This is a genomic window from Paenibacillus glycanilyticus (assembly GCF_023715145.1).
GTDB classification, from domain to species: domain Bacteria; phylum Bacillota; class Bacilli; order Paenibacillales; family Paenibacillaceae; genus Pristimantibacillus; species Pristimantibacillus glycanilyticus_A.
Genome location: NZ_JAMBNP010000020.1, coordinates 50,641 through 64,069 on the forward strand (window position 1 = coordinate 50,641; position 13,429 = coordinate 64,069).

Annotated in this window: 20 protein-coding genes; 18 read left to right on the plus strand and 2 right to left on the minus strand. The window is 49.1% G+C overall.

The genetic code is table 11. From position 1 onward, the window contains the following. Positions 1–62: 62 nt before the first annotated feature. From M3194_RS29725 to M3194_RS29795, 15 genes are all read left to right on the plus strand, one after another. The gene (locus M3194_RS29725) at positions 63–713 is read left to right on the plus strand and encodes an adenylate kinase (RefSeq protein WP_251657744.1); all 651 of its coding nucleotides are present in this window, start codon (positions 63–65) and stop codon (positions 711–713) included. Then, on the plus strand, positions 713–1,471 hold the full coding sequence (map, locus tag M3194_RS29730; RefSeq protein WP_251657745.1) for a type I methionyl aminopeptidase: 759 nt from the start codon (positions 713–715) through the stop codon (positions 1,469–1,471). Before M3194_RS29725 ends, map begins: the two co-directional genes overlap by 1 nt. Before the next feature lie 6 nt (positions 1,472–1,477). Further along, entirely contained in the window at positions 1,478–1,759 is a 282-nt protein-coding gene (locus tag M3194_RS29735; protein WP_091190745.1) for a KOW domain-containing RNA-binding protein, read from the plus strand. A gap of 2 nt (positions 1,760–1,761) precedes the next feature. Further along, complete coding sequence (gene infA, locus M3194_RS29740; RefSeq protein ID WP_015847200.1) at positions 1,762–1,977, plus strand: translation initiation factor IF-1; 216 nt, start codon at positions 1,762–1,764, stop codon at positions 1,975–1,977. A 45-nt stretch (positions 1,978–2,022) separates the two neighbouring features. After that, complete coding sequence (rpmJ, locus tag M3194_RS29745; RefSeq protein ID WP_003333770.1) at positions 2,023–2,136, plus strand: 50S ribosomal protein L36; 114 nt, start codon at positions 2,023–2,025, stop codon at positions 2,134–2,136. 18 nt (positions 2,137–2,154) lie between these two features. Further along, positions 2,155–2,523: a 30S ribosomal protein S13 gene (gene rpsM / locus M3194_RS29750; RefSeq protein ID WP_251657746.1), complete on the plus strand. Its 369-nt coding sequence runs from the start codon at positions 2,155–2,157 to the stop codon at positions 2,521–2,523. A gap of 20 nt (positions 2,524–2,543) precedes the next feature. Continuing rightward, entirely contained in the window at positions 2,544–2,939 is a 396-nt protein-coding gene (gene rpsK / locus M3194_RS29755; RefSeq protein ID WP_015847198.1) for a 30S ribosomal protein S11, read from the plus strand. A gap of 126 nt (positions 2,940–3,065) precedes the next feature. Next, complete coding sequence (locus tag M3194_RS29760) at positions 3,066–4,010, plus strand: DNA-directed RNA polymerase subunit alpha (RefSeq protein WP_015847197.1); 945 nt, start codon at positions 3,066–3,068, stop codon at positions 4,008–4,010. Between the two features lie 48 nt (positions 4,011–4,058). Further along, entirely contained in the window at positions 4,059–4,424 is a 366-nt protein-coding gene (rplQ, locus tag M3194_RS29765) for a 50S ribosomal protein L17 (protein ID WP_091190749.1), read from the plus strand. Between the two features lie 377 nt (positions 4,425–4,801). Next, positions 4,802–5,548: a tRNA pseudouridine(38-40) synthase TruA gene (gene truA / locus M3194_RS29770; RefSeq protein ID WP_251657747.1), complete on the plus strand. Its 747-nt coding sequence runs from the start codon at positions 4,802–4,804 to the stop codon at positions 5,546–5,548. 195 nt (positions 5,549–5,743) lie between these two features. Then, positions 5,744–6,181: a 50S ribosomal protein L13 gene (gene rplM, locus M3194_RS29775; protein WP_251657748.1), complete on the plus strand. Its 438-nt coding sequence runs from the start codon at positions 5,744–5,746 to the stop codon at positions 6,179–6,181. Positions 6,182–6,199: 18 nt separating this feature from the next. Beyond that, positions 6,200–6,592, plus strand: coding sequence for a 30S ribosomal protein S9 (gene rpsI / locus M3194_RS29780; protein ID WP_015847193.1), 393 nt, complete (start codon positions 6,200–6,202; stop codon positions 6,590–6,592). Positions 6,593–6,790: 198 nt separating this feature from the next. After that, positions 6,791–7,486, plus strand: a complete 696-nt coding sequence (locus M3194_RS29785) for a phosphoadenylyl-sulfate reductase (RefSeq protein ID WP_251657749.1) — start codon at positions 6,791–6,793, stop codon at positions 7,484–7,486. A 208-nt stretch (positions 7,487–7,694) separates the two neighbouring features. Next, positions 7,695–8,489 carry an N-acetylmuramoyl-L-alanine amidase CwlD gene (cwlD, locus tag M3194_RS29790; protein WP_251657750.1) on the plus strand — a complete coding sequence of 265 codons (795 nt, stop codon included), beginning with the start codon at positions 7,695–7,697 and terminating at the stop codon, positions 8,487–8,489. A 99-nt stretch (positions 8,490–8,588) separates the two neighbouring features. Next, the gene (locus M3194_RS29795; protein ID WP_251657751.1) at positions 8,589–9,689 is read left to right on the plus strand and encodes an Mrp/NBP35 family ATP-binding protein; all 1,101 of its coding nucleotides are present in this window, start codon (positions 8,589–8,591) and stop codon (positions 9,687–9,689) included. Between the two features lie 79 nt (positions 9,690–9,768). Here the strand turns inward: M3194_RS29795 and gerD are convergent, their stop codons facing one another. Continuing rightward, on the minus strand, positions 9,769–10,467 hold the full coding sequence (gerD, locus tag M3194_RS29800) for a spore germination lipoprotein GerD (protein WP_251657759.1): 699 nt from the start codon (positions 10,465–10,467) through the stop codon (positions 9,769–9,771). Positions 10,468–10,654: 187 nt separating this feature from the next. On the opposite strand from gerD, the gene M3194_RS29805 reads away from it, so the two are divergent. Continuing rightward, positions 10,655–11,278, plus strand: coding sequence for a KinB-signaling pathway activation protein (locus M3194_RS29805; protein WP_251657752.1), 624 nt, complete (start codon positions 10,655–10,657; stop codon positions 11,276–11,278). A gap of 3 nt (positions 11,279–11,281) precedes the next feature. On the opposite strand, the gene pdaB is transcribed toward M3194_RS29805, so the two are convergent. Further along, complete coding sequence (gene pdaB / locus M3194_RS29810) at positions 11,282–12,106, minus strand: polysaccharide deacetylase family sporulation protein PdaB (RefSeq protein WP_251657753.1); 825 nt, start codon at positions 12,104–12,106, stop codon at positions 11,282–11,284. Positions 12,107–12,220: 114 nt separating this feature from the next. Between pdaB and M3194_RS29815 the strand changes: the two genes are divergently transcribed. After that, positions 12,221–12,844, plus strand: a complete 624-nt coding sequence (locus tag M3194_RS29815; protein ID WP_251657754.1) for a stage II sporulation protein M — start codon at positions 12,221–12,223, stop codon at positions 12,842–12,844. A gap of 132 nt (positions 12,845–12,976) precedes the next feature. Beyond that, complete coding sequence (locus M3194_RS29820) at positions 12,977–13,198, plus strand: hypothetical protein (protein WP_015847185.1); 222 nt, start codon at positions 12,977–12,979, stop codon at positions 13,196–13,198. Positions 13,199–13,429 lie beyond the last annotated feature (231 nt).

Here is a 13,429-nt window from a genome sequence, read left to right on the forward strand (position 1 = left end):
CGTCGCAAACGCGATGGACGGAACCCGCACGAGCCTATTGTGCTTAAAGCGAGGAAGACGGAATGAACATTTTATTCATGGGTCCTCCGGGGGCCGGTAAAGGGACGCAGGCAGAACGTATCGTTGGGGAGTTTGGCATTCCGCACATCTCGACAGGCGATGCATTCCGTCTTGCGATGAAACAGGGGACTCCGCTCGGTCTTAAGGCGAAAGAGTATGTCGATCAAGGCAAACTCGTTCCCGATGAGATTACGAACGGTATTGTCAAAGAACGTCTTGCTCAAGACGATTGCAATAAAGGTTTCTTGCTCGATGGTTTTCCACGTACGCTGCAGCAAGCCGAAGCGCTTGATGTTATGCTGACTGAACTGAACCGCGGCATTGACCATGTTGTTAATTTGAAAGTTGACCGCGGCTTGTTGCTTGCCCGTCTGACTGGCAGACGCATCTGTAAAGCTTGCGGATCGACATACCATGTAATGTTCAACCCACCGAAACAAGAAGGCGTCTGCGACAAATGCGGCGGCGAATTGTACCAACGGTCGGATGACACGGAAGAGAAAGTCGGGACGCGTCTTGACGAGTATATCTCGAAAACCGCGCCGCTTCTTGACTACTACAACGGTAAAGGTCTACTTCGCGAAGTCGACGGCGAGAAGGAAATCGATACGGTTACGGCCGAGATTGTTTCCTACTTGCGAGGTTCATTGTAATGATCATTTGCAAATCCGACTCGGAGCTGCGATATATGAGGGAAGCCGGCCGCATTGTAGCGGAGACACATCGGATTATGGCTGAAGCGGTAAAGCCCGGGGTTACGACCCAGGAGCTCGATCAGCTGGCCGAAGCGTACATCCGCAGCCAAGGCGCCGAACCATCCTTCAAAGGTTACAATGGTTTTCCTGCCAGCATTTGCGCTTCTGTAAATGACGAGCTGGTTCACGGTTTTCCCGGACCTCGTAAGTTGAACGAAGGCGATATTATAAGCATCGACATTGGAGCGCAGTACAAAGGCTATCATGGCGACTCAGCCTGGACTTATCCGGTCGGCAACGTTTCGGATGACGTCAAGCGGTTGCTTGAGGTGACGGAAGAATCTCTGTACGCAGGGATTAATCTGATCCGCCCAGATGTTCGTTTATTTACAATATCGCATGCGGTTCAACAGGTTGCCGAAGCGGCGGGCTTTTCGATTGTACGGGAATTTGTCGGACACGGTATTGGCAAGGACCTCCACGAGGAACCGCAAATTCCGAATTACGGCATTCCGGATCGCGGGCCGCGTCTTAAGCCAGGAATGGTGCTTTGCATCGAGCCTATGGTCAACATCGGCGAACGTTATGTTCGCACGCTTGAAGACAATTGGACGGTCGTAACCGAGGACGGCTCCTGGTGCGCTCACTTCGAGCACACGGTTGCCGTAACGGAGGACGGATTCGAAATTTTGACGAAACTACCGCAGTCGGTGTAATCTGTTATGGATAAACATCCGCAAATCGGTCAAATCGTTAAGGTGCTTCGGGGCAAAGATGAGAACAGCTACGCTGTTATTATTGAAATTGTTGACGAACGCTTCGTACTTATCGTCGATGGCGATAAGCGCAGGTTTGATCAACCGAAGAAAAAGAACGTTCTGCATCTCGAGTTACAACCCGCTATAAGCAGCGAAGTTACAAGCAGCTTGCTTGAAACGGGCAGGGTGACCAATGCCAAGTTACGTTATGTGATTCAGAAGTACGCACATGCGAAAGGAGAATGACGGTGGCTAAGGAAGACGTCATTGAGGTCGAAGGTACGGTAATCGAACCGCTGCCGAATGCCATGTTCAAGGTGGAGCTGGAGAACGGTCATCAAATTCTCGCACATGTTTCCGGAAAACTCAGAATGCATTTCATCCGTATTCTGACTGGGGACAAAGTGGTTATACAGTTATCGCCTTATGATTTATCAAGAGGGCGCATCACCTATCGGAAGTAGGCCGCCTCGCGGTTTGCTCTCGAAGGATTCGGGAGGTAATTCACAATGAAGGTTAGACCTTCGGTAAAGCCGATTTGCGAAAAATGCAAAGTCATTCGTCGTAAAGGCAACGTTATGGTAATTTGTGAAAATCCGAAACACAAACAAAAACAAGGATAAAAGGAGGGAAAACGGCCTATGGCACGTATAGCTGGTGTAGACTTGCCGCGTGATAAGCGCGTCGAAATCGCCCTGACATACATTTTCGGTATTGGCAAAACAACTTCGCAAAAACTTCTGAGCTCTGCTGGCGTGAACGCTAACACTCGTGTTCGCGATCTGACAGAAGACGAACTCGCGAAACTGCGCGAAGCAATTGACAAATCCGTTAAAGTGGAAGGCGACCTGCGTCGTGAAATTTCGCTTAACATCAAACGTTTGATCGAGATCGGTTGCTACCGTGGTGTTCGTCACCGTCGTGGTTTGCCTGTTCGTGGTCAACGCACGAAAACAAACGCTCGTACGCGTAAAGGTCCTCGTCGGACTGTAGCTAACAAAAAGAAATAATAAAGGGGTGAAATAGGGCAATGGCTAAACCTAAAAAAGTCGTTCGTACAAAACGTCGTGACCGGAAAAATATTGAGTCGGGCGTAGCGCACATCCGTTCGACATTCAATAACACGATCGTAACGATCACTGACCCTCATGGCAACGCAATCTCTTGGGCAAGCTCCGGTAACCTGGGCTTCAAGGGTTCGCGTAAATCCACGCCTTTCGCAGCACAAATGGCAGCTGAAGCAGCGGCTAAAGCAGCGATGGAGCATGGCATGAAAGCTGTTGAGGTTATGGTTAAAGGTCCTGGCGCAGGCCGCGAAGCAGCGATTCGTTCGCTTCAAGCAGCTGGTCTGGAAGTTAACCTGATTAAAGACGTAACGCCAGTTCCTCACAACGGATGCCGTCCGCCGAAACGTCGTCGCGTATAGTTCAATCCGCTGTGGTATCAAATAACAACAACTTGTGAATAATGGTTGTGAAGGTTTGGCATACTACGAGATTTGACTAAACAATACGAATGGTAACGGAGCGACGTTTGAAGGAGGGTACTATTAGTGATTGAGATCGAAAAGCCGAAAATCGAGACCGTAGATTTGAATGAGGATGGAACATACGGGCGTTTCGTAGTAGAACCGCTCGAGCGTGGATATGGCACGACGCTTGGAAATTCGCTTCGCCGAATTTTGTTGTCCTCGCTGCCGGGTGCGGCAGTAACATCCGTTCAGATCGACGGAGTGCTTCACGAGTTCTCTACGGTTCCAGGAGTGATCGAAGACGTAACTGAGATCATTCTGAACTTGAAAGGCCTCTCGTTGAAAATCCACTCCGATGAAGAAAAGGTGCTGGAAATCGACGCTGAAGGCGAAGGAATCGTTACGGCAGGGGATATTCGAGCTGACAGCGATGTCGAGATTTTGAACCCTGATCTTCACATCGCAACCTTGGCCTCCGGCGCGCGGCTCCATTTGCGAATTTTTGCCAATCGCGGACGTGGTTACGTCCAGGCGGACCGTAACAAACGGGACGATCAACCGATTGGGGTTATTCCCGTTGATTCGATTTACACGCCAATTACCCGTGTCAATTACAGCGTTGAAAATACCCGCGTTGGTCAAGTAACCAACTACGACAAGCTTACGCTTGAAGTATGGACTGACGGCAGTATTAGACCGGAAGAGGCTGTAAGCCTTGGCGCTAAAATTTTGACCGAGCATTTGGACCTGTTCGTCGGATTGACCGATGAAGCCAAAGACGCGGAAATCATGGTCGAGAAGGAAGAGGACAAGAAAGAGAAAGTTCTTGAGATGACTATCGAAGAACTGGATCTGTCTGTACGTTCCTACAACTGCTTGAAGCGTGCCGGCATTAACACGGTTCAAGAGCTGATCACGAAATCCGAAGAGGACATGATGAAGGTTCGTAACCTGGGCCGTAAATCCCTCGAGGAAGTTCAAGAGAAGCTGGAAGAGCTGGGTCTTGGCCTGCGCATGGAAGAGTAGAGTCTTGAACATCTAGAACAGACTATAGGCAAGGGAGGGGAAAACAAAATGGCATATCAAAAATTGGGCCGTGACGCTAGCGCGCGGAAAGCATTGTTCCGTGACCTCGTTACTGACCTGTTCCTGTATGAGCGCATTCAAACAACAGAAGCTAAAGCGAAAGAGGTTCGTTCGATCGCTGAAAAACTGATCACGAAAGCGAAGAAAGGTGACTTGCACGCTCGTCGTCAAGTAGCTGCATACGTTCGTCGTGAAACTGTTGATGGAGAGCAAGATGCAATCCAAAAGCTGTTCTCCGAGCTGGCCACCCGTTACTCGGAACGTGCGGGCGGATACACACGGATTTTGAAACTAGGACCTCGCCGTGGCGACGCTGCGCCTATGGTGTACCTGGAACTGGTTGACCGTGCGTAACACAAGCGTAATCAGCTCGCCGCTCTGAGCGGTTGAGCTACGTTTCGCGGTGAGAAAGGGTGGACCCTTGAGGCCACCTTTTTTTATTGCCTGCATTGGAAGGGCATGCTCTGGCGTTTGTGTGCTGCGTAAAAGGTTTGGACCTCCGATCGCTGTTGTTATCGAATTTCTTCATTTCTACTCGCTTAAGCGGTTGAAATTCGATAACAAAGGCGAACGCTGCGCTTCTCCGGCTCAAACCTTTTACTCCGCACGCAGGCCAGCGCACTTCCAAAGACAGGCAAGAGAAAGAGAGGCCGAAAAGGGCCACCCTTTTGAATTAAGGGGATTGAATGTTAATTGCATACGTCATTAACATATGGGGGAGGTGGTGAAGGATGAGGAACATAGCCGCAACGGTAAGCTACGACGGGACAGACTTTAACGGCTTCCAGTCGCAGCCTTACGGACGAACCATCCAGCAGGAAATCGAGCTGGCGATCAAGAAGCTGACCGGCGAGGATATTATTATTCTTGGATCGGGCAGAACGGATGCCGGCGTCCATGCAATGGGACAAGTGTTTAACTTCCACACGGATTCGACGATTCCGGCGGAGCGTTGGGCGATTGCCCTCAATACACGTCTGCCGAAGGATATCGTCATTCTCGAGGCGCATGAAGTGTATGAGGAATTTCATTCCCGGCGTTCGGCGAAGCGGAAGACTTATCGCTATACGATTGATATGGGGAAGTTTCCGGATGTGTTCTATCGTCGTTATGCGTTCCATCATCCTACGCCGCTTAATGTCGAGGCCATGCAGCAAGGGCTTAACTGCCTTGTGGGGGAGCATGACTTCACTTCATTTACGTCTATTCACTCGACCAAGCCGCATCATGTTCGGACTATCTACGAGGCTTATCTCGAGCGTGAAGGACAAATGCTCCATATGTATATGACGGGCAACGGGTTTCTCTATAACATGATCAGAATCGTGATGGGTACGCTGCTTCATGTCGGCCACGGCAAGCTGAAGCCGGAAGATATGGCGCGCATATTGGAAGGCCGCAAGCGGTCTCTGGCCGGGCCGACAGCGATGCCGCACGGTCTGATGCTGATGAAGGTTGAATATCCGGAAGAAATGTAATTAACATTTAATAACTTCTTGATTTAGGCCATTATCTATAGTAGAATATAACTTGTGCTTTCTTAGTGGCTATCCCACAGCCCCGACTGAGACTGTCACAAACTTGGCATGCAATACCCGATTCAACTAACGAATGAAAACGTGAAACGTTGTTTAATAAAACTTTAACTGTAATGGAAATAAGGAGGATCATCCATGCGTACTACGTATATGGCTAAGCCTAATGAAGTTGAGCGTAAATGGCACATCATTGATGCTGCTGGCAAAACGCTTGGCCGTCTGGCTACTGAAGCTGCTAGCCTGATCCGCGGCAAGCACAAACCGCAATTCACTCCTCACGTTGATACTGGTGATTTCGTAATCGTGATCAACGCTGACAAAGTTGTTCTGACAGGCAAGAAAATGCAAAACAAAATGTACTACCGTCACTCGGGCTACTCTGGTGGTTTGAAAGTAACACCAGCTCACGAAATGATCGCTAAAAAAGCTGACCGCGCTATCGAATTGGCTGTTCACGGCATGCTGCCAAAAACTCGCCAAGGTAACTCAATGAAGCTTAGACTTAAAGCATACGCTGGTTCGGAGCATCCGCATCAAGCACAAAATCCAGAAGTTTACGAACTTCGCGGCTAATAAGGGGAGGACAGTTTCATGGCACAAGTACAATACTATGGAACCGGTCGTCGTAAACACTCTGTTGCACGTGTACGTTTGGTGCCAGGTGAAGGACGAATCATTGTTAATAAACGCGACCTGAACGAATACTTTGGTCTGGAAACTTTGAAGCTGATTGTTAAGCAGCCATTGGTTCTGACTGAAACATTGAATAACTACGACGTTATCGTAATCGCTAACGGCGGCGGTATGTCTGGTCAAGCTGGCGCTATCCGCCACGGTATCTCCCGCGCTCTGCTTAAAGCAGACCCTGAGTTCCGTCCAGCTCTGAAACGTGCTGGCTTCTTGACTCGTGACCCACGTATGAAAGAACGTAAAAAATACGGTCTTAAAGCGGCTCGTCGCGCGCCACAATTCTCGAAACGTTAATATCGGTATCGAACACCTTCTCTGCTTTGCGGAGAAGGTGTTTTTTTGTTATCTCGCCATTGGCCAGTCCGTATGAGCGTGCTTCCAGAACTTTATTTCATTTTGGTGAAAACTTATATTGAACATTTACGTTTTAGAACGTATACTCTTCTTAATAGCAGATGATATTACTTGGAATTACAAATGGAGGGCACAACCATGAACCTGTTTGAAAAAGAAGCATTGGTGAAACAAAAAGCCGAAGAGCTTGAAAATGCAACCCCAGAAGAGATTTTGGCCTATGCAGTTGAGACATTTCCCAATATTACGTTTGCATGCAGCTTTGGAGCGGAAGATGTTGTCATCGTCGACATGCTTCAAAAAGTAAGCCCTAAAACGGATATTTTCTATTTAGATACAGACTTCCACTTCAAAGAAACATACGAAACCCGTGACCGTATGGTTGAACGTTACCCTGGTATACCATTTGTTGAAGTTAAACCATTAATTACGCCGGAAGAGCAAGCAGAGCAGCATGGTGCCGAGCTGTGGAAATCGGACGCTAACGCTTGCTGCAATATCCGTAAAGTAGAGCCGTTAACAAGAATTCTGTCTAAATACGAGGCATGGATTACGGGGATCCGTCGTGACCAGGCTCCAACTCGCGCGAATGCGAAGAAGGTTGAATACGATACGAAATTTGGTTTGATCAAATTTAATCCGATTGCAGGCTGGACTACGGAAGACGTTTGGAACTACATCCGCGAGAACAATGTTATCTACAACCCGCTGCATGATCAAAACTATCCAAGCATTGGCTGCGAGTATTGCACTCGTCAAGTTATGCCTGGCGAAGATCCTCGTGCTGGACGTTGGTCCGGTCAGGAAAAAACGGAATGCGGACTGCATAAGTAAGATAGTAAAGTCCATGAAATAAATTACGTGCCTTGCTGAGTGACTGCATCTGCCGAAATCTGATTGAGGGTATGGCACAGCAACCGGTCTAAATCAATTAATTAAGGTTTTAGCAGGAGCTTGCTGCTGCTTGGCCATCATAATCAACCACCTCGTCCCATATAAATGATAAGGAGATCATTTGTATGGGAACGGGGTGGTTTTATTTATGCGTCGAAAAAGACTGGTCGTCTGGATGACCTATAAGGGAGCGCTCCGCATCGCGGCTGGCATGGCAGCGCTTGTGTTAACCTGGATAATCTTTACCCAAGGAAGCGAACCGGCATCGCGAACATGGAGCTATTGGACGCTGCCATTATCGGGGAAAACGATTGCGATCGATGCGGGACATGGAGGCGTTGACGGTGGTGCCGTCAGTAAGGAAGGAATTGTGGAGAAGGATCTGAACCTGGCGATTGCCCTTTATCTAAGGGATTATTTGCAGCAGGCGGGAGCTATTGTGCTGCTCACCAGAGAAGGGGATTACGATCTTGCGGGCCAGGATACAAAAGGCTATTCCAAGCGCAAGACGGAAGATCTGCTGCAGCGTGTAACGAGTATCAAGGAGGGTAAGCCAAGCCTTGTCGTCAGCATCCATATGAATAGCATTCCGTCAGCGAAGTGGTCGGGGGCTCAAACGTTTTTTAACCCTGCTAATCATCCGGACAACCAGATACTCGCTACATTTATTCAGAACGAGATCCGCCGGAATCTGGAGAATACAAGCCGGGTAGCCGTGAAGGACAAAAATAATGTGTATCTCCTTAAAGCTCTGGAAGATATTCCAACAGCTCTTGTGGAGGTTGGATTCCTGTCTAATCCGGGAGAAGCGGCGCGACTTGCCGATTCGAATTATCAGCGGCAGGTAGCCGCTTCAATTTATCAAGGCATACTCCGGTATTCTTCGGGTGAGAAATTGAGTGCTGATACCGCAACTGACGTTGAAGCAGAAACGACAAATTAACCTTGTCCCGCTTAATATGTTATAATCATTTTAAATAAGCAGCTACATTTACGCTTACACCTAATAACTACTCTCTTACATAAAGGTGGGACTCATTTCATGTTAACACGTGAACAAGCTCTAGAAGCCGTCGGTTCTGTGACGGCCCAATATAGCGCGGACGCCGTTACGGTCCGCGATGTTGTCGTGAAGGACCGTCAAGTATCGATGACGGTCCTTACAGCCAGCGAGGACGTTCGTCCCTCGCTGGAAGCCGCGCTGCGCGAAGCGCTCGCGCGGGCTGGCGCCGAAACCGTGCACTGCCGGTTTCGCGCGCTGGAGGGCGGCGCAGGCGCAGCTGCCGCGCCGCAAGGCCAGGCTGGCGGCAAGGCGCAGCCAGCCGCAGGGCAAAGCACCGGCCCCGTACAAGGGCACGGGGCCGGGCTCGATAACCCGCTGCTCGATCCCGGCAGCGGGGTGCAGTTCATTGCCGTCGCCAGCGGCAAGGGCGGCGTCGGCAAATCCACGGTGACCGTCAATCTCGCGGTCGCCTTAGCCCGCAAGGGCAAACGCGTCGGCATCATCGACGCGGACATCTACGGCTTCAGCGTGCCCGATATGATGGGCATCGAGACACGGCCCGAGATCGTGAATGAACGAGTCATTCCGATCGAGCGTTTTGGCGTTAAGGTCATGTCGATGGGCTTCTTTGTTGAAGACAACAGCCCGATTGTGTGGCGTGGACCGATGCTTGGCAAGATGCTCCGCAACTTCTTTGCCGAGATCGAGTGGGGCGAGCTGGATTACCTGCTCCTTGACCTTCCTCCGGGGACGGGGGATGTGGCGCTGGACGTTCATCAGATTATCCCGCAGAGCAAAGAAATCATTGTAACAACGCCTCACGCAACAGCCGCTTTTGTAGCTGCGCGCGCCGGCGCAATGGCCATCAAGACCAAGCACGAGATTATTGGTGTCGTGGAGAACATGTCGTATTACAAATGCAGCAAATGCGGCGAGCCGGAATACATTTTCGGACGCGGAGGCGGTGCCCGCTTGGCAGAATCCCTGCATGCCGAGCTGCTGGCGCAGATTCCGCTCGGACAGCCGGACAACCATATTTCCGAGCCGGACTTCTCGCCTTCGGTCTACAAAGCCGAGTCCGAGACAGGCGAACTGTACCTCCATATGGCCGAGCAAGTCATTCAGAAATGCGGCCTTTAGTATAAATAAAGCCCGGACAGGGGAGAGAGCTAACGCTCTCTGACCTGGTCCGGGCTTTTTCACGCTATAATATCTCGGGTTAAGTCGAAGACTCCTGATCGCCGCCTTCGCCTTCACCTTCTTCGCTTTGCTTCTCCTCGTCGGAGGAGCCTTCCTCACCGCCGCCGCCTTCTCCCTGTTTCTTCTCAACCTTTTCATCAGGCTTAGGCTTAAGCTCTTCCTGTACCGCTTTTTTCATCAGATCGAGAACTTCCAGACGGAAGAGGGGGTTTTGCATCGATTCCTGCATCAGAGACATGACTTGCTTCTTATATTGCGTGCTCTGCAGCACTTCAAGAATCATCTTGTCCATCTCAGGCGTCTTTAACGCCTTGATCATTTCCTGTTGATACGTCGGGTCCTTCATCAGCTCTTTGTGAATATCCTTGTTCTGCTTGTTTACGGCCTTGGCGAATTCGCCGGCGAACCGCGTATCTGTCATTAACGTTCGGATGACCTTGTCATACTCCGGAGCAATCAGCACATCCTTTACGGCAAGCCGTACCTGCTCCTGATCCTGCACGGACAATAACTTTGTTCCGCTTCCGTTGTAACCGGACATTTGCTGGGCTGATTCCTGCAGTGCCTTTTGTGCATCTTCCGTTTTCAGAATATCAATAACCATCGACTTCATGTCCTTGTAGCTCATCTGCTGGTTGCTTCCTCCGGATGATTCCGCACCGCAGCTTGTTAATACAAATGTTAGGGCGGAAAGCGCCGTTAATAAAGCCAATCGCATGCGCATGCTCCCACGGTCTCCCTTCTATGATAACACTGCTGAATTTAAACGTAGTATGCGTTAAAGTTCACGGGATTATCATGGCTTCGTGGTTAGCTTTTTATGACGAACGTGGTAAAATAATGGAGGTGCGGGAAGAGGCTTGTACAGCGCGGACTTCGCCGAACATGAAGGAGGATAACTGAATATGAATTTGAAAAGATGGTTTTTTCTTTTTTGGAGCTGCATGGCCGTTGGGGCTGTCATAACAGTCGTCAGCGGGTCGATTATGCAATGGACGGACCAGTCCTTCGGATTTATGGGGCTTGAGGCAGCCGGATTCAACGCCTTCATGATGGCGATGGTCGGCTTATTAATAGGAGCATTCAGCCAGATGGGGTTCTTTGCTTACTTGACCTTGAATTACATCGCATTAAGTATCTTCCGCAAAAGCTATCTCTGGAACGCCCTTCAAGGCTACACCACCGTATTTGCCGTATTTGGCCTCGGATACCTGCTGTTTGAGCAACGGACAAATAACTGGTTCTTCTGGGTGCTGCCGCTTGCTTTATTAGCGTTCTCCCTGGGAGTGGCTTACGTCAAAATCAAGCAAACCAAACCAAGCGCGTTTGTACCAACCACTTTCCTGATGTTCTTTATTACGTTTGTGGAAGCATGGCCGGCTCTGCAAGGGGAGACGAACATATCGGCAATCGTCTTTATGATGATTCCTTTGTTCATCTGCAATGCTTACCAGATCCTCATGCTCCCAAGACTGCTTCAGAAAAATACAACAACCGACTCTGCAACAACTGCAAAGCCGGTCGCGTAATAATCAATAACCCGTATCCGCAGCTGCCGCGGCATCTTCGGTTCCAAGCAACGTAAGAGAGGTCGTTTTGTCCTGAACGGCATGGCCTTCAGACTCCGTTTGGTTAATCAGCTCCGATACGGTGACAAATTCATATCCCTTTGCGCGAAGCTCATCGATAATAACAGGAAGGGCTTCATGCGTCTGTTTCACCGAATCGCTGGCGTGCATAAGAATAATGTCTCCATTATGGGCACGGGTTACAACGCGGTTAATAATTTTGTCAGTTCCGATGTTCAGCCAGTCAAGGGAATCAGTATCCCATTGAATGACTTTGTAATGAAGCTCTTCCGCGATACGGAGCACCCGTTTGTCGAAATCTCCGTTAGGCAGACGGATCAGGTTCGGCTGTTTGCCGGTCAGATCCGATAAAATCGTGTGAGCGGTCGTAATCTGCGTACGGATCTCCTCATCGCTGAGCTTGCTGTAGTTATCATGCTTATGACCGTGGCTGCCGATTTCAAAGCCGTCGCTTACGATCTTTTTGACAATGTCAGGATGCGACTGGCTCCAAGGGGAAGACAAGAAGAAGGTGGCTTGTGTAACTCCTTTTTCCTGCAAAACCTTCAGAATGGGCTCCGTACGCTTGTCCCCCCAGCTAATGTCAAACGTCAGGGCAACAACCTTCTTGTCCGTAGGGACGCTGTATATAGCAGCCGGCTGCTGTGGTGCAAATACCGTGATGTTGTCTCTTTCAGCATAGATTACCCCTACAGAGAAGACGAGCGCGAGCACAATAAGGAAGTTGCGTTTTAATTTCCGACCGTTCAATACATAAAAGAAATTCATCTGTTTAGGATCTCCTTTCTATTGGAAGCTTGTTCTAGTACAATCTATGCTCGTACATCCAAGATATTCATGCTTGTTCAAAACCAACAAAAAGTTGTGAAGGAGAGAAGAGGCATGTTTCGGTGGTCTGAAATAAAAGCTCATTTCAAAATCATGAATCCCTACATTGTGTTTGGATTCATTTTGTTTTTTGCCGGACTTATTGTCGGGGGAACCAACAGCGCGTTCAGCGATTACCTCGAGCAGCAGCTCAAGGCACTGGGGAGTGTAGCGGAGTCTCTGGAGCAGACAGATAATCCGACCTTGGCCTTTATGGTCTTTATCTTTTTGAACAATGCGATAAAATCCATCTTCATCATCTATATAGGAGCGATCCTCGGGATCATCCCGATCTTCTTCCTGGTTATTAACGGAATGGTTGTAGGGTTTCTGCTTCAGCATGTTGCTGAGACGCAGGGAACAGGGGATATGCTTACGGTTGTATTGGGGCTGCTGCCTCACGGTATTATTGAAATCCCTGCTATTGTAGTGGCATGCGCGTACGGAATGAAGTTTGGCGTTCTCTTGCTTAAAGCAATTGGCAGACTGATTATACCGGGGAAGGAAGCGGGCAAATCAGGTCGGGAGATCGAATATTTCATGATCAGATCCGTTCCGGTGGTCGTTATTTTGACGGTTGCACTGCTGATTGCGGCAATAATTGAAAGTACAGTTAGCGTATGGGTAAGTTCGTTGTAATATTTTTCCCAATATTTGAGCATAACAGTAAAGCGGCGTCGTGATGCGTAATCGCGAGACGCCGCTTTTGCTTTCGATTGCCTCGGCGGCAAGCTGCCAGGCCAATACTGCTTAGGAGGGCGCACATTAGTTATGCTAGGAATTCTATTCAACGACAAAGAATGCAAAGAACTCGATTACGTCCTGCGCAAAGAATTAGATGAGATGCTGCTTGATCTGAATGACAATCGTTTAGACGGAGATATTAAGCAAGCCATAACAAGAAGATACAAAATCATCTTCCGCATGTATGCCCGTATTGCATCCCCGAAAGAGCTGTCCCGGTATGCATTAAACGTGCGAAATTACAGGTAGAAAAATCCAGTAAAAAAAGTTGTGAAAAAGGGTTGCAATCCTATAGGCGTCCATGATATATTATCTCTTGTCGCCGCTGAGATAACGCGAACGACACGGAAAAGAAATTGTTCTTTGAAAACTGAACAACGAGCAAAACTGCCCCGTTAGAAATAACGGAAAAAGCGATAAAACAAAGTTTGAGCAAGTCAAACAACCAAGGGGTTTTCGTCGATCGGTTTCGGTCGAACG

Excerpts from the sequence above, each read along its gene's own strand:
- rplM (WP_251657748.1), top strand. The coding sequence starts at position 5,744 with ATGCGTACTACGTATATGGCTAAGCCTAATGAAGTTGAGCGTAAATGG.
- M3194_RS29815 (WP_251657754.1), top strand. The coding sequence starts at position 12,221 with ATGTTTCGGTGGTCTGAAATAAAAGCTCATTTCAAAATCATGAATCCC.
- pdaB (WP_251657753.1), bottom strand. The coding sequence starts at position 12,106 with ATGAATTTCTTTTATGTATTGAACGGTCGGAAATTAAAACGCAACTTC.
- rpsI (WP_015847193.1), top strand. The coding sequence starts at position 6,200 with ATGGCACAAGTACAATACTATGGAACCGGTCGTCGTAAACACTCTGTT.
- gerD (WP_251657759.1), bottom strand. The coding sequence starts at position 10,467 with ATGCGATTGGCTTTATTAACGGCGCTTTCCGCCCTAACATTTGTATTA.
- M3194_RS29805 (WP_251657752.1), top strand. The coding sequence starts at position 10,655 with ATGAATTTGAAAAGATGGTTTTTTCTTTTTTGGAGCTGCATGGCCGTT.
- M3194_RS29725 (WP_251657744.1), top strand. The coding sequence starts at position 63 with ATGAACATTTTATTCATGGGTCCTCCGGGGGCCGGTAAAGGGACGCAG.
- M3194_RS29735 (WP_091190745.1), top strand. The coding sequence starts at position 1,478 with ATGGATAAACATCCGCAAATCGGTCAAATCGTTAAGGTGCTTCGGGGC.
- rpsM (WP_251657746.1), top strand. The coding sequence starts at position 2,155 with ATGGCACGTATAGCTGGTGTAGACTTGCCGCGTGATAAGCGCGTCGAA.
- rpsK (WP_015847198.1), top strand. The coding sequence starts at position 2,544 with ATGGCTAAACCTAAAAAAGTCGTTCGTACAAAACGTCGTGACCGGAAA.
- rpmJ (WP_003333770.1), top strand. The coding sequence starts at position 2,023 with ATGAAGGTTAGACCTTCGGTAAAGCCGATTTGCGAAAAATGCAAAGTC.
- M3194_RS29795 (WP_251657751.1), top strand. The coding sequence starts at position 8,589 with ATGTTAACACGTGAACAAGCTCTAGAAGCCGTCGGTTCTGTGACGGCC.
- cwlD (WP_251657750.1), top strand. The coding sequence starts at position 7,695 with ATGCGTCGAAAAAGACTGGTCGTCTGGATGACCTATAAGGGAGCGCTC.
- M3194_RS29820 (WP_015847185.1), top strand. The coding sequence starts at position 12,977 with ATGCTAGGAATTCTATTCAACGACAAAGAATGCAAAGAACTCGATTAC.
- M3194_RS29785 (WP_251657749.1), top strand. The coding sequence starts at position 6,791 with ATGAACCTGTTTGAAAAAGAAGCATTGGTGAAACAAAAAGCCGAAGAG.
- rplQ (WP_091190749.1), top strand. The coding sequence starts at position 4,059 with ATGGCATATCAAAAATTGGGCCGTGACGCTAGCGCGCGGAAAGCATTG.
- map (WP_251657745.1), top strand. The coding sequence starts at position 713 with ATGATCATTTGCAAATCCGACTCGGAGCTGCGATATATGAGGGAAGCC.
- truA (WP_251657747.1), top strand. The coding sequence starts at position 4,802 with ATGAGGAACATAGCCGCAACGGTAAGCTACGACGGGACAGACTTTAAC.